At 54.4% G+C, this 19572-nt stretch carries 16 protein-coding genes and 1 pseudogene; 5 read left to right on the plus strand and 12 right to left on the minus strand.

Annotated features, from left to right (window positions below; genetic code table 11):
• Positions 1–76: 76 nt before the first annotated feature.
• The 6 genes from IGQ16_RS07640 to petC all read right to left on the minus strand — a co-directional run bounded on the left by IGQ16_RS07640 (position 77) and on the right by petC (position 6018).
• Complete coding sequence (locus tag IGQ16_RS07640) at positions 77–391, minus strand: MarR family transcriptional regulator (RefSeq protein WP_024125887.1); 315 nt, start codon at positions 389–391, stop codon at positions 77–79.
• A gap of 72 nt (positions 392–463) precedes the next feature.
• On the minus strand, positions 464–1228 hold the full coding sequence (locus IGQ16_RS07645; RefSeq protein WP_024125886.1) for a MinD/ParA family protein: 765 nt from the start codon (positions 1226–1228) through the stop codon (positions 464–466).
• A gap of 120 nt (positions 1229–1348) precedes the next feature.
• Positions 1349–3085: an ABC transporter ATP-binding protein gene (locus IGQ16_RS07650; protein ID WP_297060897.1), complete on the minus strand. Its 1737-nt coding sequence runs from the start codon at positions 3083–3085 to the stop codon at positions 1349–1351.
• Positions 3086–3088: 3 nt separating this feature from the next.
• A complete protein-coding gene (mnmE, locus tag IGQ16_RS07655; RefSeq protein WP_024125884.1) occupies positions 3089–4498 on the minus strand; it encodes a tRNA uridine-5-carboxymethylaminomethyl(34) synthesis GTPase MnmE in 1410 nt (469 codons plus the stop codon).
• A 21-nt stretch (positions 4499–4519) separates the two neighbouring features.
• Complete coding sequence (gene petA / locus IGQ16_RS07660) at positions 4520–5455, minus strand: cytochrome f (protein ID WP_024125883.1); 936 nt, start codon at positions 5453–5455, stop codon at positions 4520–4522.
• Positions 5456–5475: 20 nt separating this feature from the next.
• The gene (gene petC, locus IGQ16_RS07665) at positions 5476–6018 is read right to left on the minus strand and encodes a cytochrome b6-f complex iron-sulfur subunit (RefSeq protein WP_024125882.1); all 543 of its coding nucleotides are present in this window, start codon (positions 6016–6018) and stop codon (positions 5476–5478) included.
• Between the two features lie 107 nt (positions 6019–6125).
• Here petC and IGQ16_RS07670 point away from each other — a divergent pair, with 107 nt between their 5' ends.
• The 4 genes from IGQ16_RS07670 (at position 6126) to IGQ16_RS07685 (ending at position 8050) form a co-directional block, all read left to right on the plus strand.
• Positions 6126–6446: a DUF3067 family protein gene (locus tag IGQ16_RS07670; protein WP_024125881.1), complete on the plus strand. Its 321-nt coding sequence runs from the start codon at positions 6126–6128 to the stop codon at positions 6444–6446.
• 227 nt (positions 6447–6673) lie between these two features.
• Positions 6674–7159 (plus strand): allophycocyanin subunit alpha, encoded by a 486-nt coding sequence (gene apcA, locus IGQ16_RS07675; protein ID WP_011056801.1) that lies wholly within the window; start codon positions 6674–6676, stop codon positions 7157–7159.
• 59 nt (positions 7160–7218) lie between these two features.
• Positions 7219–7704: an allophycocyanin subunit beta gene (gene apcB / locus IGQ16_RS07680; protein ID WP_011056800.1), complete on the plus strand. Its 486-nt coding sequence runs from the start codon at positions 7219–7221 to the stop codon at positions 7702–7704.
• A 142-nt stretch (positions 7705–7846) separates the two neighbouring features.
• Positions 7847–8050 carry a phycobilisome linker polypeptide gene (locus IGQ16_RS07685; protein ID WP_011056799.1) on the plus strand — a complete coding sequence of 68 codons (204 nt, stop codon included), beginning with the start codon at positions 7847–7849 and terminating at the stop codon, positions 8048–8050.
• 144 nt (positions 8051–8194) lie between these two features.
• On the opposite strand, the gene IGQ16_RS07690 is transcribed toward IGQ16_RS07685, so the two are convergent.
• Both IGQ16_RS07690 and tatC read right to left on the minus strand, forming a co-directional pair.
• Complete coding sequence (locus IGQ16_RS07690; RefSeq protein WP_024125880.1) at positions 8195–8530, minus strand: carbon dioxide-concentrating mechanism protein CcmK; 336 nt, start codon at positions 8528–8530, stop codon at positions 8195–8197.
• Positions 8531–8719: 189 nt separating this feature from the next.
• Positions 8720–9541, minus strand: a complete 822-nt coding sequence (gene tatC / locus IGQ16_RS07695) for a twin-arginine translocase subunit TatC (protein WP_297060901.1) — start codon at positions 9539–9541, stop codon at positions 8720–8722.
• Positions 9542–9750: 209 nt separating this feature from the next.
• Here tatC and mfd point away from each other — a divergent pair, with 209 nt between their 5' ends.
• Complete coding sequence (mfd, locus tag IGQ16_RS07700; RefSeq protein WP_297060903.1) at positions 9751–13191, plus strand: transcription-repair coupling factor; 3441 nt, start codon at positions 9751–9753, stop codon at positions 13189–13191.
• A gap of 39 nt (positions 13192–13230) precedes the next feature.
• Here mfd and IGQ16_RS07705 read toward each other — a convergent pair.
• From IGQ16_RS07705 to IGQ16_RS07720, 4 genes and pseudogenes are all read right to left on the minus strand, one after another.
• Positions 13231–13572, minus strand: a pseudogene (locus tag IGQ16_RS07705) (type III restriction endonuclease subunit R); the annotation flags it as partial.
• A gap of 222 nt (positions 13573–13794) precedes the next feature.
• Positions 13795–17028, minus strand: coding sequence for a DEAD/DEAH box helicase family protein (locus IGQ16_RS07710; protein ID WP_297060907.1), 3234 nt, complete (start codon positions 17026–17028; stop codon positions 13795–13797).
• 71 nt (positions 17029–17099) lie between these two features.
• Positions 17100–17498 (minus strand): four helix bundle protein, encoded by a 399-nt coding sequence (locus IGQ16_RS07715; protein ID WP_024125876.1) that lies wholly within the window; start codon positions 17496–17498, stop codon positions 17100–17102.
• A gap of 25 nt (positions 17499–17523) precedes the next feature.
• Positions 17524–19572, minus strand: a 2049-nt coding sequence (locus tag IGQ16_RS07720) for a site-specific DNA-methyltransferase (protein WP_297060916.1), incomplete at its 5' end; no start/stop codon positions are given.

A 19572-nucleotide genomic window follows, 5' to 3' on the forward strand; every position in this document is an offset into this window, starting at 1 on the left:
GTTATCCCTAGTAATTATTAATAATTATTAATAATTAATAATTTAGAGGAAGTGACTGAAAACCTCCGCTTGAGACCTAGCCCAACTTGTCCCAAACCGCCGCGACACGGGGAGATTGACCCTTGGCTTGGACGCGCGGGGTACGCCGTCCGAATTTAACTCGGTAGGTGTCATTGTCAACTGTTACGTAGCCCAGTTGAAGAACCTCCGCGAGGGTAGCGCTGACGTCCTGGGCAGACCAGTGCAGCTGGTTAGCCAATTCTGGCACAGTGCAGGGCATCGGCTGGCGCATCATCAGTGTCAAAAGGGATCGCTGGCGCTCGGGCAAAACCAGTAAATCTGCTGGATTGAGACACCTCTCGGAATCACTGCTGGCGTCTTGACTATTCATGATCGGTAGTGTTCCTCAACGGCAGTGGCACCCAGAAAGGATCAAAATAACCGTCCCTACTCCTAGGCTATCCTAATCCAACAAATGCTGCACAACACTCCTGACAATAAGACTGTAGGGATGCTCAGGGTAGCGTAAACAGAAAATGTCGCTGCTCCCCAGTTGAAACATCTCTTCACAAACAGGTAGGATGCCCGCAACCGGCACACCATAGGTCGTCTCCACCTGCTGCTTGAGGGAGTCTTGATTAAAAGCACTGGGGACTTTGTTAACCACCATGACCATTTTCGGCACATCAAGCTGTCGCGCCACATCAACGGTGACCGCTGTCCCTTGAAAGTCTTGGCGATCGGGTCGCAGAATCAGTACCAAGGCATCGGAAATCGTAATCGACAGCAGGGTTTCCTCATTCAGTCCTGGGTGGGTATCAATCAGCAAAAAGTCCAGATTCAGCCCTTGCAGCAACTGCTGAAAACCATCATTGAGCAGGCCGACATCGTAGCCCTCCCGCAAGACACGGGTAATTTCACTAGTTTTGAGGCTAGAAGGAATAAGATAGATGGCTCCTTTGGCTTGCTGGCCATGGGCAGTAATGAGATGGCTGACATCACGGGCCACATCGGTAATGTCACAGCGTCCCCACAGGTAATCATTCAGGGCATTTTCCGTATCTGCCGACTCAAGGCCAAAGAGCACATGGATACCGGGGGATTGAATATCGGTGTCTACGATCGCCACCCGATAGCCCAATATCGCCAAGGTACAGCCCAGATTTGCGGTTGTATTTGATTTGCCTGTGCCCCCGCGAAAAGAATGCACAGAAATAATGCTCCCCATGGCCGTCCTCGCTGATCTGAGAATTCAACGTCTATTTTCACATCCCGCCGTCGAGGAAACATCCCATCCCAAATTCAGAAGATAGAACGAACCCAAAGGGCCAGCCCATGAGAAAAAAGGTCATTCCGCGTCTGGGAGATACTGCTGGGTGTAGAACTGGGCATAGCGGGCAGACTGGGCAAGCAGTTCTTGGTGAGTGCCACTTTCAATGATCCGCCCCTGCTCTAGAACAAGAATGCGATCGGCGCGACGCACCGTGGCCAAACGGTGGGCAATAATAAAGGCGGTACGCCCCTTCATTGCCTTCTCCAAAGCATCTTGCACTAAGGTCTCTGATTCGGCGTCCAAAGCGGAGGTTGCCTCATCCAAAATTAAAATCCGCGGATCGGCATAAATGGCACGGGCGATCGCCAGGCGCTGCCGTTGGCCGCCTGAGAGATTGATACCCCTCTCCCCGAGCCATGTTTGATAACCATCGGGAAGCTGAGTAATAAAGTCATGGGCATTGGCAATTTTGGCTGCCTCAACCAGTCGCTCCCAATCGGGTTCAGAATCCCCAAAGGCAATATTTTCAGCAATGGTGCCTGAAAACAGTATTGTTTCCTGGGGCACAATGCCAATTTGACGCCGCAGGCTTTTGAGGGTCACGGTTTTAATATCAATGCCATCAATGAGAATTTGCCCTGCTTGGGGATCGTAGAACCGCAGGAGGAGGTTAATGAGGGTTGACTTGCCTGCCCCGGAATGGCCAACCAGCGCCACCACTTCCCCAGGCTGCACCAGGAGATTGAACTCTTGGAGCACGGGTTGATCAGGCTCATAGGCAAACCACACATGGCGGTATTCTACTTTGCCAGTAATGGGGGGTAAGGGTTGGGCATCCCTGACTTCTTGCACATTCGGTGCAATCGCCAATAGGCTAAAACTGCGATCCAAAGAGGCTTCAGCAACTTTGAGGGAGCTATAGCTGCTGGAGATTTGATTGACGGGATCGATGAGTAAAGCGGCAGCGGCGCCAAAGCTAATCAATTGCGCGGGTGTGAGATTGCCGGCGCCAATTTGCCATGTCCCAAGCAGAAACAAGCTCATGATACTCAAGGCTTCTAAGAAACCCACCACAGGGTACTGCGTTGCCTGAATCCGAGCAATTTGAAAATAGGCCCGGCGGTTCCTTTCCACCTCTTGCTGAAAGCGTTGAAAGATCGTCTCCTCCGTGGCAAATGCCTTGATTAAGCGAATTCCCGCGAAGGTTTCCGTAAGGTAGGAGGACAGTCCGCCAAGGGCATCTTGATTACGCCGCGAAGCAGTGCGTAAGCGCTCACCAAACCAACTGATTGCGGCCACCATCAGGGGAGTGATGATCAAAGCCGCTAGGGTGAGTGGCCAGTTGAGATAGAACATATAGGCCATGAGGGCGATCGCCGTTAGCAGGGCCGGCAAAAGTTGTTGAAACACTCTAATTATGGCGATCGCGATCGCCTCCACATCCCCCGCTAATCGGTAGGTGAGATCACCGCTACCCATGCGCTCAAAAAAATCCACCCCAAGGCGATGCAGGTGGGCATACAAAATTAGGCGAATATCGTAAACCACCCGAAAAGCAGCATCGGCCATCAACACATCTTGACCAAATTGACAGATCCCCCGCCAAAGAAAGAGCAGGATGGCAGCCACTGCCCACGGTAATAACTGCCTCACATTGCCGGTCCCCACAAGTTCAGAGGTTTGACCCACTAACTGGGCAGCCAAGGGGGCCGTGCCCACAAAGCCCACCGTACACAACAGTGCTAGGGAGAGGGTTCGCCAATAGCGCAATACGTAGGGAAGAAGAAAACGATAACTGGTTTTGCCCAGCATAGCCTATTTACCAATACAAAAGCGGCTAAAGATTTCTGTGAGGATTGACTCGCTGACCTCTTCCCCCGTCAATGTGCCAAGGGCACGGGCAGCCGCATGCAGATCAATTGTCCAAAAATCCAGGGGCAGTTGGGCATCAATGGCCGCCAGCACATGATTGAGGGATTGGTGGACCTGCTCCAAGAGCCCGGCTTGGCGTTGGTTGATCGCAAAGTCTAGGTTGGCGGCGCTCACCCCTCGACCCTGGACAAGGTCTAAAATGGCCTCCTCGAGCTGCTCAATTCCCCTTTGACTGAGAGCCGAGAGCAGTACGGTGGGAATGGGGGCAATGGGCAATAGAATATCTTTAACTTCTACGGTTTCACTGAGGAGATCCGCTTTGTTCAAAACCACCAAGACTGACTGAGGCGCTTGCTGCCGCCGCCGTTGCAGCTGGAGTTGGTCGTAAATCTCCTGATCTGCAGCTGTCCACCCTTGACTAGCATCAATGACAAAGAGGATGAGATCAGCGCTGAGGGCGGCTTGGCGCGATCGCTGGACGCCAATTTGTTCCACAAGGTTATCGGTCTCGCGAATACCTGCGGTATCAAGCACTTGGATTGGAATCCCACCGACTACCAATTGAGACTCAACAATATCACGGGTGGTGCCCGGCAAATCGGTGACAATGGCGCGATCGCTCCGACTCCAAGCATTCAGCAAACTGGACTTCCCCACATTGGGCCGGCCAACAATTGCCACTTTCAGCCCGGTGCGGATCAGCGCTCCCCGCTCTGCCGTGGCTAAAAACACCTCTACTTGGTGTTGTAACTGGCGAATTTGTTCAGCAATGGCTGCTGGATCCAGGGGAGGTAGCTCATCGGTAAAGTCTAGGCGCGCTTCAATTTCTGCCAACAGAGATAAGCAAGTTTGCCGAATCTGCTGGAGGGGACGAGCCAATTTACCCGTGAGGCCGGCGAGGGCGATTTGGGCGGCTGCGGTGGATTGGGCAGCCACCAGTTCAGCCACACTCTCAGCTTGGGTGAGATCAAGGCGACCGTTGAGGAAAGCACGCAGCGTAAATTCCCCCGGATCTGCGAGGCGGGCACCTGCAGCAATACACAATTGCAGCACTCGCTGTACCGGTATCAAGCCACCGTGGCAATGAAATTCCACCACATCTTCGCGGGTATAGGAGCGGGGAGCAAGCATTAAAAGTAGGAGCGCTTCATCTACCCGTTCCTTGGTTTGGGGGTCTCGGACATAGCCATAGAGAATACGGTGGGATTCCCAAGGCTGCTTGCCAGGGGCCTCAAATAAAGATTGGGCAATCGCTACCGCTTTGGCTCCGGAGAGACGGACAATGCCGATACTCCCTTGCTGGGGCACAATAGCCGTGGCGATCGCCACAATCGTGTCATGGAGGTATCGCACGACCGTTGGGGATACAACTCCCTAAAAGCTCATCTCTGCTGCTTGTACTTTCTCCACCTGTTTCTTCTTCAACACCAAGAGAATCTGGGACAGTGTAATGGCAGCAAAGAAGACCAGCAACCACTTAATGCGGTTGGGATCCTGAAGGACAATTTCCGTGTCTTTTTGGCCAAAACCACCCACATTGGGATTGTTAGTCAGGGCTGCACCAGCGGCCACCGTTTGGCCTTCACCGACAATGAGCTCAGGACCAGCGGGAATGGTTTCCGTCACTGCTTCGCCACTCTCGGGGGTAATCACCACCGCCGTGCTGCCATCGGGGTTAGCGGTAATACTCGTAATCGTGCCCGCAATCGGTGCCGTAAAGACATTGTTGTTGCTCTTTTCGCCATTGGGATAGACTTGGCCGCGACCGCGATTGCCCCCGGCATGGACAGAGTATTTACCGAAGTGGATGGATTTATCCGTCGCTGGGTTGGGGGCGAGGATGGGGAAAACAATTTCCTGATACTGCTCACCCGGTAGCGGCCCCACCAGAATAATGTTTTGCTTATCGTCACTGTAGGGTTGGTAGTAAATGCCGCTGGTTTTGGCTTGCAGCTCCTCGGGGAGGCGATCGGGGGGAGCAATTTTGAAGCCCTCTGGCAGCATCAGCACCGCACCGACATTCAGACCCCCCTTAGAGCCATCCCCCAGCACCTGTTGCACACTGGTGTCGTAGGGAATTTTCACCACCGCTTCAAAAACGGCATCGGGGGTAACGGCTTGGGGCACTTCGACTTGGATGGGCTTCGCAGCTAAGTGGCAGTTGGCACAGACAATCCGACCGGTGGCTTCCCGAGGACTGTCGTATCCCTGCTGGGCATAGAATGGATAGGCCTGCGCTTGCGGTGACCAGAGAAGTACACTGGCGGCAAGGGCGATCGCCAGCATCAAGGATTTGAACAAGTGTTTCATACCACTCCCTAAATTTCTTTTTACGTCCACCAAGGTTCTTTGCCCGTGCGGAAATCGGTTTCCGTCCAGGGGGTAAACACCAGTTTGTCATCTTCGGTTACAGTGGCATTCACTAGTGCCAAGGAGAGGGGAGCGGGGCCACGCACCACTTTACCTGTGCTGTCGTATTGAGAGCCGTGGCAGGGGCAAATGAACTTGTTTTCACTCACATTCCAAGGGACCACGCAACCAAGGTGAGTGCAGACAGCATTCAAGCCGTAATTGGCAATTTGGTGATCCTCAGTAACAATCACGTAGGTGGGATCCCCTTTAATCCCTTGGGCAAGGGAGCGATCGCCCGGCAGATGCTTTGTGAGATACTCGGAAACCTTAATATCTTTGCCCAAGGCATCCTTGGCAACCACACCCCCCCCTGTGCCCCCACTGGAGGGCGGAATGAAGTACTTGACGACCGGGTAGAGGGCACCCAACGCCGTACCGGTGATGGTACCAAACGTCAGTAGATTCATAAACTGTCGCCGCCCCATATCGGGCACATCGGACATTCCAGAAACTTGAGCCATGGTTTACGCTTATTTACTAAGAAATCGAAACGGACAGCCGTAAAATAATTACGTCTGTTAACTATTATCACATTGTCCGAGCCGTCCCAACCACAAGGGCTGAACCAATGCTGACGCCCCTTACTGGTGATGAACTCCATGCCTTGCTCCTGCGCAAATGGGGGCGCTCCTTTGATCTTCAGTTTCGCCGCGTTGGCCATCGCATCTTTTTGCAGGTCATGTGGCGCTACCTTGAGCAGGCTTCTTATCCTGATACCCCCGAAGACTATGCTGCCCACCTAGGGGCGATCGCGCAGCACCTCAATGACTGGGGCTGTGCCCAGCAGGTCTGCACCTATATTGAGACCACCCGTGAAAAGCCCCGCCTCGGCAAGGCTGTGAATATTCCCCTCGACCTTGGCACCCGCATTATTGAATGGCTGGAATAGCTGCCCTTAGCAGATTTTTGAAAAAACGTTAAGAATGTTAAAAAGGATTGCGATGATGTGGGAGATGTCCCCCCTATGCCTGAGAATGTTTGCGGAAGGTTACGGCAGCTGGTCGGGTCAATCCCCGTACCTCTCTCCTTCAGGAGTTCGGTAAGTCGTAACATTCCAATGGCAGATGCCACATTATCAAGACCCTTGTTTTACAATTCCAACTTTGGAGGAACTCAATGAGCGTCGTCACGAAATCGATCGTGAATGCAGATGCCGAGGCCCGTTACCTCAGCCCCGGTGAACTGGATCGCATCAAAAACTTTGTCAGCACTGGCGAGCGCCGTCTGCGCATTGCCCAAACCCTGACGGAAAACCGCGAGCGCATTGTCAAGCAAGCGGGCGATCAACTCTTCCAAAAACGGCCTGATGTGGTCTCCCCCGGTGGCAATGCCTACGGTGAAGAAATGACCGCCACCTGCCTGCGTGACCTCGACTACTACCTGCGGCTTGTGACCTACGGTATCGTTGCTGGTGATGTCACCCCCATCGAAGAAATTGGTTTGGTGGGTGTGCGTGAAATGTACAACTCCCTCGGTACCCCCATTCCCGCTGTGGCCGAAGGGATTCGCGCCATGAAGAACGTTGCTTGCTCGCTGCTGTCTGCGGAAGATGCCGCTGAAGCCGGTTCTTACTTTGACTTCGTGATTGGCGCCATGCAGTAGGTCGCCTCAGCATCCTTAGATTGATCCATCATCCAAATCGTTTTTGAGGAAAAAGAACTATGCAAGACGCGATTACCGCTGTCATCAACGCCTCTGACGTACAAGGCAAATACCTCGACACTGCCGCCATGGAGAAGCTGAAAGCTTACTTCGCAACTGGTGAACTGCGGGTGCGGGCTGCGAGTGTGATCAGTGCCAATGCCGCCAACATTGTCAAAGAAGCAGTGGCCAAATCCCTGCTGTACTCTGACATCACCCGTCCCGGTGGCAACATGTATACCACTCGTCGCTATGCAGCCTGTATCCGCGACCTCGACTACTACCTGCGCTATGCCACCTATGCCATGTTGGCGGGGGATCCTTCTATCCTCGATGAGCGGGTGCTCAATGGCTTGAAAGAAACCTACAACTCCTTGGGCGTGCCCATCGCTGCCACTGTGCAAGCCATCCAAGCCATGAAAGAAGTCACTGCCAGCTTGGTGGGTGCGGATGCCGGCAAAGAAATGGGCATCTACTTTGACTACATCTGCTCTGGCTTAAGCTAGATACAGCTCTCCAGTCGCACATCTGTCTGGGAGTTAGGGGTTAGAGTGTCAGCCTGTCATGGCAATTGTGCTTAAACAGTCTGAATCTGGCCTTTAGCTCCCAGACGTGTAATCCCCCCACACAGATTTGGAGTCCCATCCCATGCGCATGTTCAAAATTACCGCCTGCGTGCCGAGTCAAACCCGTATTCGCACCCAGCGCGAACTGCAAAATACCTATTTCACGAAACTGGTGCCCTACGAAAACTGGTTCCGCGAGCAACAACGCATCCAAAAAATGGGTGGCAAAATTGTGAAAGTGGAACTGTTTACGGGTAAGCCCGGGGTCAATACTGGTCTGGCCTAGGTACCCCTCTAAAGCTGTTTCCTAGAGATTTTGAGGCTTCACTGTTGAGATAGTTGGTTGGGTGGGTTGCTCCCCGCTAAGACAATTATCTCAGCGGTGAAGTTTTGCTCATTAGGAAAACTTGGCGAAGCCCTTTCAAGGCTGCTAAACGAGAAAACGCTCCCAGCCATCGCCATATTGGAACCGCATTTTCGGGAAAACGGCCTCTAAATTCTCGTGGGGGCGCGGGATCACTGTTGATGATAAATAGAGTGTTTTTTCCTTGGGACTCTGAGCTGGAATTTTCTTAGCGGCTTCGACACCCGCTGCAACGGCAATTTGCACTTCAGAAACATCACCGCGCACAATAATTGTCAGGCGAGCACCACTGACCACTTCATAGCCCACAAGGGTAACGCGCGCCGCTTTCACCATGACATCCGCAACAGCTAAGGCAGGGGGGTGACCCAGTACCTCCACCATCCCAAGGGCAATGGGCATGAAGACTGCTCCTAAACACAAAAAACTGTTAAAGTGGTGCCATTCTTGCGATCGCCAAGGAACGCACTGATTTGGCAACCTCAGCATATCATCTCTATTGAGAGCCTTGATAAGTTCTAGGGACGATCGCAATAATTGATTTTTATCGCCAAAATCATCTTTTCTAATTGAGTCTTTTTTGGGGCTATTTTAAGAACGCCCCACCCCCATGAGCTTAGCCAAGCCAATCCCCGTAAAGTACAGAGCAAGCAGCGCACCCGCCAACAGGCCTTGAGTAATCGGGTCAATGGAGGGGGTCAAGACCGCTGCCACGGCCACGGCAATAATCACCACGTAGCGCCATTGGCTGAGCATTTGCGGAATCGAGACAATGCCTAGGGCAATGAGGACCAACTGCAGAATGGGGACTTGAAAGGCGAGACCAGTGGCAAGCAGCAGCAGCAAAATAAAGTCCACATAGCGATCAATCGACCACAGTTGCTCAACCACATCTGCCCCATAGCTAATGAAAAAGCCAAGGGCGGCGGGAGCCAAGAGGGTATAGGCAAACACCAAACCGGCAATAAAGAGAAGGGATGAACCGAAAACCACCGGTGCCAGCAAGCGTTGCTCACGCCGTGTCAATCCCGGCAGGATAAAACGGATTGCTTGGTAGAGAATCATTGGAGTGGCTAGCAGAATGCCACTGTAGGCCGCCGCTTTACAGGAGACAAAAAAGTACTCCCCCGGACTCAGTTGCAGGAACTTCGCGCCCTGGGCTGGTTTTTCTAGGAACTGAATGATCCAGCGGACTTGGGTAAAGCAGAGCACAATGGTGACAGCAACAGTGCCGAGGACAACAAAGAGCCGCTGCCGCAACTCCTCAAGGTGATCCCAAAGGGACATTTCCACCTCGTTGGGCAGTTCATCCTCCGGGTCAATGGGGACGTTTTCCTCAAACGAAGTGTCAACAATGGCTGAGGGGTTAGGAGAGGGACTGTCAATATCTGGAATATCGGGCGATCGCGTCATCAAATGTCGGGAAGTCTATCTCTTCAATAATTATGAACGAAGTTTCTGGATTGCATCCCCTTGATGTATCCCCTATTTTAGAGAAGGAGTGGAGTGTAAGACTTTATTATTTGATTATTTTGATTATTTGATTCGATTATTTGCTAATTTGCTAATGCTCCCCTAAGGGGTAGAGATTCAAGTCTAAAGTCCTAGCGCCGACACTGTCTATGTCCTTGATGGCAATTCCCCGCAGTTGGGGTAAGCTGCCGCTGACGGCTGAACTGCTCAGCAAATTACAACACCAACGGGAACTGGTCCTTACGGGGATGCCCCGCCTTGTCAAGGGCTTGGTGGCCACTACATTGGCCCAGCAGAGTCAGCAATCGCTGTGTGTGATTACGTCCACCCTAGAGGAGGGGGGACGCTGGGCGGCGCAATTGGAACTCATGGGTTGGGATGCGGTTCTCTTTTACCCGACATCGGCGGCCTCTCCCTATGACCTCTTTGACTTGGAAGCGGAGATGGTCTGGGGGCAACTGCAAGTCTTAGTCGAGAGCGATCGCCCCAATATTGCAATTGTCACCACGGAACGGGCACTGCAACCCCATTTGCCCCCACCAGAGCAGTTTCGTGCTGCCTGTTTAACCTGGCAGGTGGGTCAAGAGTACGCCCTAGGGGAGGTGGCCACCACCTTGGCAGCCCTAGGTTATGAGCGGGTTTCTTTAGTAGAAACGGAGGGTCAGTGGAGTCGGCGCGGCGATATTGTGGATATTTTCCCCGTCTCGGCGGAACTCCCAGTACGCTTGCAGTGGTTTGGCGATGAGATTGAGTCCATTCGGGAGTTTGATCCGGCCACTCAACGCTCGCTCCACGCCGAGGGCGATCGCCTGGATGTCCTTGAGCAGGTGACACTGACACCCATTAGTTTTACCCCCCTGATTGCCCAAGCCCTGCGGGCAGCGGATCACGCCCATCTGATTCCAGAGGATGAGGAGGGACTGCGGCGCTATCTTGGGTTGGCTTTTCCGGAGCCAGCTTCCCTCTTGGATTATTTGCCTGCCCAAACCCTCATTGCTGTGGATGAGCCTCCCTTGTGTGCTGCCCATGGCGATCGCTGGTATGAACAGACTCACACCTACTGGCAAAGCCTTGAAACACCACCGCCCCCCATCCATCGCCCCTGGTCTGCCAGTGCCCAAGCCCTCGAGCGGTTTCAACGGCTGCACCTCTATGAACTGGCCAGTGAGGGGCTAGGTCTCAATTTGTCAGCACGGGCGGTTCCAGCGATTCCTCACCAATTTGGCCGCTTGGCGGCAACGCTGCGGGAGGAACGGGACAAGGGCTATACCGTATGGTTGGTGTCTGCGCAGCCGAGTCGCTCCGTGGCGCTTTTGCAGGAGCATGATTGCCCCGCCCAATTTGTGCCCAATCCCAAGGATTTTCTGGCCATTGATAAGCTGCAACAGCAGCGACTGCCCATTGCCCTGAAGGCCAGCGGTCTCGCGGAAATCAGTGGCTTTATCTTGCCCACGTTTCGCACGGTGCTGGTGAGCGATCGCGAGTTCTTTGGCCAGCAGAACCTTGTCAACCTGGGCTATGTGCGTAAACGCCGCCGGGCTGCTGCCAAACAGGTGGATCTCAACAAGCTGCAGCCGGGGGACTACGTCGTCCATCGCCAACACGGCATTGGTCAGTTTCTGCGCCTAGAGACGCTTACCTTTAACAATGAAACTCGCGAGTACTTAGTTTTGCAGTATGCCGATGGCATTCTCCGCGTTGCTGCCGATCAACTCAACAGTCTTTCCCGCTACCGCACCCAGGGAGATAGGGTGCCCCAACTCAACAAATTAACGGGCAACACTTGGGAACGGACCAAAGCCCGGGTGCGCAAGGCCATCCAAAAAGTGGCGGTGGATCTGCTGCAACTCTATGCCCAACGCGCCCAACAACAGGGCTTTGCCTTCCCGCCGGATACACCGTGGCAGCAGGAGATGGAGGACTCATTCCCCTATCAACCCACCCCCGATCAACTCAAGGCTATCCAAGAGGTTAAGGCTGATATGGAGAGCGATCGCCCCATGGATCGGCTGGTGTGCGGGGATGTTGGCTTTGGTAAAACCGAGGTGGCAATTCGCGCCATCTTTAAGGCGGTAATGGCGGGCAAACAGGTGGCCGTTCTTGCCCCCACCACGATCCTGACGCAGCAGCATTACCATACCCTCAAGGAACGCTTTGCCCCCTATCCCATTCAAGTGGGGCTACTCAACCGCTTTCGCAGTGAGCGGGAGCGCCAAGACATTCTACAAAAACTCAAAACTGGCGAAATTGATGTTGTCGTGGGAACTCATCAACTCCTGAGCAAAACGGTCAAATTCCGGGACTTAGGACTGCTGGTGGTGGATGAGGAACAACGTTTTGGCGTCAACCAAAAGGAGAAAATCAAAACCCTCAAAACCCAAGTGGATGTCCTCACCCTCAGTGCGACACCGATTCCGCGCACCCTCTATATGGCCCTGTCGGGGGTTCGGGAAATGAGCCTGATTACCACACCTCCCCCCTCGCGGCGTCCGATTCAAACTCACCTTGCCCCCTATGATCCAGAAACAGTGCGCAGTGCCATTCGCCAAGAATTGGATCGGGGGGGTCAAGTGTTCTATGTTGTCCCGCGGGTTGAGGGCATTGAGGAGGTGGCGGCAAAGCTCCAAGGAATGGTGCCTGGCGCCCGGATTCTCATTGCCCATGGCCAGATGCCGGAAGGCGAACTGGAATCCACGATGCTTGGCTTTAGCAATGGCGAGGCCGATCTTCTTGTTTGTACGACCATCATTGAGTCCGGCCTGGATATTCCCCGCGTCAATACCATTTTGGTGGAGGATGCGCAGCAATTTGGTTTGGCTCAACTCTACCAACTGCGGGGGCGGGTCGGACGCGCTGGGATTCAGGCCCATGCCTGGTTATTTTACCCCCGTCAAGAGGTGCTCACCGATGCCGCCCGTCAACGGCTGCGGGCCATTCAGGAATTTACGCAACTGGGATCGGGCTACCAACTGGCGATGCGGGACATGGAGATTCGCGGTGTTGGCAATCTCTTGGGGGTCGAGCAGCATGGTCAACTAGACAGCGTCGGCTTTGATCTCTATGTGGAGCTGCTAGAGGAGGCGATCGCTGAAATTCGCGGTCAAGAGATTCCCACGGTAGACGATACCCAGGTGGATCTAAATGTCACCGCCTTTATTCCCGCTGACTATATGCCTGACTTAGCGCAAAAGATGGCCGCCTACCGCGCCGTGTCCGCTGCCGCAACAAAAGAAGACTTGATGCAATTGGCAGCGGAATGGAGCGATCGCTACGGCCCTCTCCCCAAATCCGTCCAACAACTGCTGCGGGTAGTGGAACTTAAACAACTGGCCCGCCAGTGCGGCATTCGTCGCATTCGTCCCGAAGGCAAGCAACACGTGATCTTGGAAACTCCCATGGCAGAACCCGCTTGGAAGCTGCTCCTAGAGCAACTCCCTAGCCACCTGCAGAGCCGCTTTGTCTATAGCCAAGGGAAAGTTACTGTCCGGGGTCTGGGGATCCAACCGATGGAGAAACAGCTAGAGCAACTGATTGACTGGTTCAGGCAAATGAAAACTATAAACAAACGGGCCCAGGGTGCTGTCGCCTAAGGGCAACAGGGGAATGGCCGGGTCCGGTTCAGCAACGGTCTTAGGTGGGGGAGAGGGCCGTCTTGCGCGCCTTCACGCGGCAAGAAGGTAAAGAGCAGGCCAACGATATTGACCTACTCCGACATGCTCCGGCTCGAACACTCCCGTCTCCGGGTTGATTTCGTAAGACCTGCGCCGCAAGCCGCGGCCCACCACCTGCTCGCACAGAAGCTGCGATGTGAAGGCTTGAAGCTCTATGATGTGCGTGACCGTCTTGCCATCCCAGCCCTCGGAGAGCACGCCAACGGAGATGACCTTCTGAATCTTCTCAACCAGCTGTCCCGCCTTGCCCACCGTGTCCCCGGTCTGCTGCAGGGGTTCCGCCTGCTCCGCCTTGGTCAGTTCTGAGTTTTAACTCACCTTACGCAGTTTTGAGTAAACTTGGCGCATGCAAAATGGCAAATTTCTTGACCTGTACAGCGATTACCTAATTAGCGCCTTTGGGCAGACGACGACTACCGGGTTGTTTTCTCTCCTGGGTGGAGGGATCAGCCACGACCAAATTCAACGGCTACTGGCATGGCCAGCGGTACACCTCGTCGGCAATGACGGCGATATTGTGCCCTATTGCAAGCACGTATTCAAAAGTATTTTGTTCAAAAGTATTTTGACGTAGGTATCCCTGTCCTCCTGCTGGAAAAGAACGTTCCGTTTCTCCAACTCCTCCTTGGTCATACCGCCATTCCACCATTTGACCTGATTGAAGGGCGTGCTGGCCACGATGAAGGAATTTAGGACCACCGTCGGGTCATCCAGTTGGCGCTCCAATTCCTTGATCGTCAGGTGGAATCGGATCTTCGGGTCCTCCGGGCCCTCCAGATTCCGTAGCCCCTTGGGGTCGATGAATGAGACATATTGCTTGCCATCCACCAGAAGCCAAAGAATGAAGTCAGGATAAAAGTTACCCGCCTCGAAAAAGCCGATGCCGCGACCACGACTCAGGTTGCGGAGCAGATAGAGCTCCTTGCCCTTAAGAAAGTTCTCACCATCACTCGATTCGCAGAACTTCTGAAGATCCAAAACAAAATCGCGCTCACCCTGATTCTCCAGCACTACAGGCTTAACCTCGATCAGGTTGTTGCCGACGTAGATGAGCGGCTGGTAAAGGTGACCAGCAAAAACTATTGCTCTGAAGGAATCTTGCTCAAAAGCCAATTTAGAGAATTCTGCTTCTTTGAGGCGTCCGCTTTCCATAAGGCTCTTGATCGCCTCCAGCTTCTGGACAATGTCCTCGCGCGACTGCTCGATGAGCAATCGGTACTCGCTCACGAAGTTGGGATCGTCCGCGGACAGCTGCTGGTACTCCAGGTGGTCGCCCTCGAATTCCTGTTTCTTGAACTTGTAGTAGCGATCCAGGTATTTCTTGACGAGAGCCGCCGCAATCTCCTGCCAGCGCTGGACCTGCTGGAACGACCAGAACTGCATCTCCTCCTTGGGAATGAATAGGACGTACCAGTCCTTCCGCCCGAGGAGAGCCGGGAGGCTCTTGCGCGGAAGAGTGAGGTTGTGCCAGGCACGCTCGTTCTTGAACTGTTGAAGCTCGAAGTAGATCGCGTCGAAATCGAAGAACGCCAGGTGTGATTGTTCGAAGTAGCACCGATCCCGCTCTGCCAACTGCGTGCTCGTCCGACCGGCGCCGCTGGCCATGGCCTGCAACTTGGGATACCAGTCAAGGATAACCGGGTACCTTTTCAAAAACTCGGGCGGTTCGCCGTCGAGCACCGGCTTTTGACCATTTGTTTTGAAATTGACGCCCTCCTTGAGCCGCACGATCTTCAGCTTCTTGCTCCCAAGGTTCTTGATCACGGGGAGCACGAACTCGATCCGGTCCTCGTTCGCCGGCAGGCCCTCGTCCTCGAGGTACTCCTTGAACTGGCGCATGTAGTCCGCGCGGATGCCGAAGATGTTGAGCGTCTCCAGGGTCTCGATGTGTTTTGGTACGGCCTGTCGCTCCAGCCGCCGGCTGCGCTTGAGCGAGAAGTCCTTCCCCTTGAGCCGGACACCGCGCCCGAAGAGCTGAATGATCTGCGGGCCTTCGTTCCGCCCGATGTTCATCAGCCCCATGGTGCTGACCCGCCAGCTTGACCAGCCCTCGGTGAACTTCTTGGACCCAATGAGGATATTAATCGTGGACGCCTCATCATTCAGGGTGCGGAATAGGGAACCGGAGAACGCCTTCTCTGTGACCACAAGTTCTTGCTGTTCCTCGCAGAGCTTGCAAAGGGCCGAGACGTCGCCGACGTTGATCACGCCAAAGGGCTCGTTGTCCCCCAGCCGTAGCGCCACCTCACCATCCGTACCTTTCAAGTTCTCCACATGCAGTGCGGCGGTCGTGGAAGCATGGAAGAGGACGTGCAGGATATCGTCGAAGACCTGGTCGGGCGTCAAGCCAAGGGTGTTCAGATACTGAAACGCCCCGGCGAAGATGTCCCGGTTCTGTTGATCAAGCAAGCCAGAGTTTCCCTTGAGCAGCCGTTCAATCGTCCCGACGCTTGTGTTGCGCTCGCGCACGAAACTGGCCAAGAACAAAAGAATGTCCACCACGTCGGAAACTTTGCGTTTGTTTTCGGAGCGCACCGCATTGACGCTGCCGCCGACGAAGACCCAAAGCGGGCGCTCAATGAGGAACGGTCGAAACTCATGCGCCTTATCGCGGTAGAGCTTGAGCTGTTGATAAAATGTGACAAGGCAAGCGGTGAGATACCTGCAGCGGATCGTTTCGTCTGAGTCATCGGCCAGGTTCAGGATGCGGTAGTCCTTGCCGTAGCCGTCGCCGTAGAAGTACTTGTACGAGTAATCGAACAGAATGCACTTGGCGTAGACTTGCTCCAGCTCGCGGTTCTCGCTGGCGTTCATCGCCTGGCCGAAGGTCGCCGAGTACTCGAATGAGAATCCGTTTTCGCAGAGCAGGTTCCGCTTTTGCATCCAGGCACCTTCTTTTGTGCCGCTGGTCCCCCGATGCCCCTCGTCCACGAGCACCAGGTTATTGCCCTCGAAGGCGTCCACGGCCACGGTCTTCTCGCCCATCTCGTCGCGCAGCTTGTGGATGTCGAGGATCTCCACCGCGCGGCCCGTGAAGAGACCCCGGCCTTCCTTGGAGAACAGATCGGCCTCGATGCCCGAAAGCTGGAACTCCGCCAGATGCTGGTGGGAGAGCCCCTCGTTGGGCGTAAGCAGGATGACGCGGTTTACCGGCTTACCGCCGTGCAGGTTCAAGTAGTGCTGGTACTGGAGGATGTTGATGTGCATGAGCAGCGTCTTGCCGCTGCCGGTGGCCATCCAGAACGCGACCTTGTTCAGGTCCTGCCTCGTGTACGGCTCGATCTGTGACGGGGAGACTTGGCGACGAGGTGACGGGGAGAGGTCGCCTTGTCCCCTTGTCTCCATGTCACCTAGTCGCGCATTGAAGGCGCCCACGTGGGCATTTAGTTCGGTGAGCAGGCCCTCCGGGTCGCGGAAGTACCGGTCAAGGTAGATTTCGGTAAAGAGCAGTGCTAGGTACTGGAAGTACTTGGGATACAGGAACGGCCCCGCATGGTTCCGCCGCTCCGTGATCCGCCGCCAGTGGCGCACGATGTTTTGGTCGTAGGCCAAAAGCTCGGACGGGGAGACTTGGCGACGGGGCGACGGGGAGCGGTCGCCTTGTCCCCTTGTCTCCATGTCACCTAGTCGCAAAACGTGGTGGAAGCGGGTGACGTTGTTTTCATCGAAGCCTTCTAACTCTGGGGCCTTTAGGTTAGCCGCCAGGCGCTCGAAGCTGCTCACGCCGAAGAGATCGAGCATCCACTGGTGAAGCACCAGCCGCTGCTCGAATTTGAGAGCAGGAGACTGGGAGACTTGGCGACCAGGTGATGCGCGCCTTCGGGCCATCAGCCTTTGCCTCCGGTTCGATCACCCACGGTCCACTTTTCGGGCTGGCGAATCATGGTGACGATCTGCCCGATGATGTGTTCGTAAGCTTGATCCAATTCGGCCGCCGCATTCTGATCTACGTAACCGCAACGAAATGCAAGCTCGATCCACGTTTGGACTTCCGTTGCTTCCGCCTCTGCGTCGTTAAGCTTCGCTGTAAAGGCTGCCTCGTATCGTCGCCTTCGCCACGCCTCCGCAAGATTTGCCGCGACGGAACGCGAGCTGCGCCGCATCTGATCCACCATGCTGTACTTTTCCTCGACCGGAAATGACTTCGTCATCTCGAAAATCTTCATCGCGGCATCCATGGCGTTATTCCAAACGGCTAACTCCTTGTGTGAGGCTATCTTCGCCATGTCGCCCTGTCTCCCTATCGCCTTGTCACACGTCAGCCACGTCAAACATGCGCCGTTGGAATTCCTCTTCGATGAGCCGCACCTTCCAGGTCTGGTCCGCCTTGCGGAGGTTCTCCAGGTTGTTGTCGCCGTTTACGTAGATGATGTCGAACTCCTGATCCCGCGTGTTGTAGCCCTGCTTCTTGAACCAATCATCCAGCCTGTCGTTGTCCATCTCTCGGGTGTTGCGCCAAAGGATGAGCACTTTTTCCCCTTGTCCCCCGGTCCCCCCGTCTCCCAGTCCCAAAACGCCCGTCACCACGCGCACGCCCCCGATGTGGTCAATGGTCTTCACGCGCAGGCCGATGAGGTAGTTGAACGTCTCGACGAGGTCCACGACCGTGGGCTTCGTCTCGCCGGCGGTCCCGGTGGCGATGTTGAGTTTGTAGCTGAAGGGGTCCTCGAAGCGGTCGATGTTGAGGAGCGAAGCGCTCCCGCGGCTTTCCACGTCGAGCATGTAGCGGAGCATGTAGTCTTCGCGGAAGTCTGAGTACTGTTCGAGGATGGATTGCTGGACTTCGGTTCGTTTAAGCTCGAGGTTGTTGAGCGTGTCCTCGTAGGATTCGAGGCGGAGAATCTTCATAATGCGTGGACTGCGTTCGATTTCATCCATTGTGGGCATCTGCTTGGGTTTGCCGTCTTGCCAGTCTTTCGAGTAAACTGCCTTTTTCAACCGCGGAATTAGCACTTCGTAGAACTCTCGCCCCATCTCTATAAGAATGTATTTGCAGCGTGCATATCCCTGACGCATCAAATCTACACAAGCGTGGCCTGTGGTTCCAGATCCTGCAAAAGCGTCAAGAACATACCCCACTGGAGGCAAGGATAGATGGATCCACTTCTGAATCAAACCAATGGGCTTAGGAGCACGAAACACAGTTCGGCCAAACATCTCATCAAGTGTTCTTCGCCCCTTCTCGGTCCTGACTTCAGGGCCTAGCCAAATCGTCTTCGGCTGTTCCAAACGCACTCTTCCTTGCTCATCTATAACCCGTGCTTTTCGGAATATTCTGATCTTTCCTCGAACTTCCCTACCACACAGCAATTCTGTTTGAGCTGCAACCAAGTCACGCCCCCAAGTCCAACATCCTTCAAATCCATCCTCCCAGAAAGGCCAAATTTCGACCGTATCGATTTGCGGCTCCAAAAAGACTTCGCCTGTTTCTGTCTTTACGTAAAGCGGATAGCATAAGTTGGGACGGTTATGGCGACCATATTCACGATGGGTATTCCGCAACTCCACCCACCTAAAACGTGAAACCTCGTCTTGCTCTGAAAAAGATTTAACAATGTATTCGTCTGACCGTGGAAGCCCAAGCAGCGAAGCATTAGGTCCAAGAGCCGCAACGACAAGATATTCATGGGATGTGGACAGATTCTTATCCATAGACCTGCCCGCGGGATTATTCTGAACGATCACTGTTCCAAGCAGGCTTGGACAGCAGACGTCCAAAAGCTCGCTGAGCCGGCGGCATTCGTTCTCGTCAATACTACAGGCCATCGAAGCGCTATCAGTGGCGAGCCGGAGTATGAGTGCCAGCCTATCAACCATCATCGAAAGCCACGTTGAGTGTTGGTACCGGTCCTTGTAGGTGAAACCGTCGTTCCCGGTGTTGTACGGTGGATCGGCATATACGCTATCAATCCGGCCCCTGAACGTCCTCTCCAAGAGGGCAAGTGCCTGGAAATTCTCGCTGTGAATGAGTAATCCATCGGTTTCCTCGTCAATATCCGGAATCGCCGCAAGCAGCCGAAGCTTGAAGGCTTCATCGAAGTGCCGCGTGTCCACCATGAGCGACCGGGGGACTTGGAGATTGGGAGACAGGGAGACATGGAGACTTGACGACAGCGTGAATGGGAGCGAACCAGTCACCCCGTCCCCTAGTCCCCTAGTCCCCTTGTCTCCTTGTCCCCACGTCTCAATGTCCCCATAGAGCCGCACCCACTCGTCGCGCTGGGCGTCGTTCGCGATGATCCGCGCGATGAGCCAGTCGCGCGTCTCCTCATCCTCGATGGCAAAGATGCGGTCGAGCGT

The sequence above is a fragment of the Thermosynechococcus sp. M3746_W2019_013 genome (assembly GCF_015296045.1).
In the GTDB taxonomy this organism is placed as follows: Bacteria; Cyanobacteriota; Cyanobacteriia; order Thermosynechococcales; family Thermosynechococcaceae; genus Thermosynechococcus.

Excerpts from the sequence above, each read along its gene's own strand:
- IGQ16_RS07670 (WP_024125881.1), top strand. The coding sequence starts at position 6,126 with ATGCTGACGCCCCTTACTGGTGATGAACTCCATGCCTTGCTCCTGCGC.
- IGQ16_RS07690 (WP_024125880.1), bottom strand. The coding sequence starts at position 8,530 with ATGCCCATTGCCCTTGGGATGGTGGAGGTACTGGGTCACCCCCCTGCC.
- petC (WP_024125882.1), bottom strand. The coding sequence starts at position 6,018 with ATGGCTCAAGTTTCTGGAATGTCCGATGTGCCCGATATGGGGCGGCGA.
- IGQ16_RS07685 (WP_011056799.1), top strand. The coding sequence starts at position 7,847 with ATGCGCATGTTCAAAATTACCGCCTGCGTGCCGAGTCAAACCCGTATT.
- IGQ16_RS07715 (WP_024125876.1), bottom strand. The coding sequence starts at position 17,498 with ATGGCGAAGATAGCCTCACACAAGGAGTTAGCCGTTTGGAATAACGCC.
- tatC (WP_297060901.1), bottom strand. The coding sequence starts at position 9,541 with ATGACGCGATCGCCCGATATTCCAGATATTGACAGTCCCTCTCCTAAC.
- IGQ16_RS07650 (WP_297060897.1), bottom strand. The coding sequence starts at position 3,085 with ATGCTGGGCAAAACCAGTTATCGTTTTCTTCTTCCCTACGTATTGCGC.
- IGQ16_RS07645 (WP_024125886.1), bottom strand. The coding sequence starts at position 1,228 with ATGGGGAGCATTATTTCTGTGCATTCTTTTCGCGGGGGCACAGGCAAA.
- mfd (WP_297060903.1), top strand. The coding sequence starts at position 9,751 with ATGTCCTTGATGGCAATTCCCCGCAGTTGGGGTAAGCTGCCGCTGACG.
- petA (WP_024125883.1), bottom strand. The coding sequence starts at position 5,455 with ATGAAACACTTGTTCAAATCCTTGATGCTGGCGATCGCCCTTGCCGCC.
- apcB (WP_011056800.1), top strand. The coding sequence starts at position 7,219 with ATGCAAGACGCGATTACCGCTGTCATCAACGCCTCTGACGTACAAGGC.
- IGQ16_RS07640 (WP_024125887.1), bottom strand. The coding sequence starts at position 391 with ATGAATAGTCAAGACGCCAGCAGTGATTCCGAGAGGTGTCTCAATCCA.
- apcA (WP_011056801.1), top strand. The coding sequence starts at position 6,674 with ATGAGCGTCGTCACGAAATCGATCGTGAATGCAGATGCCGAGGCCCGT.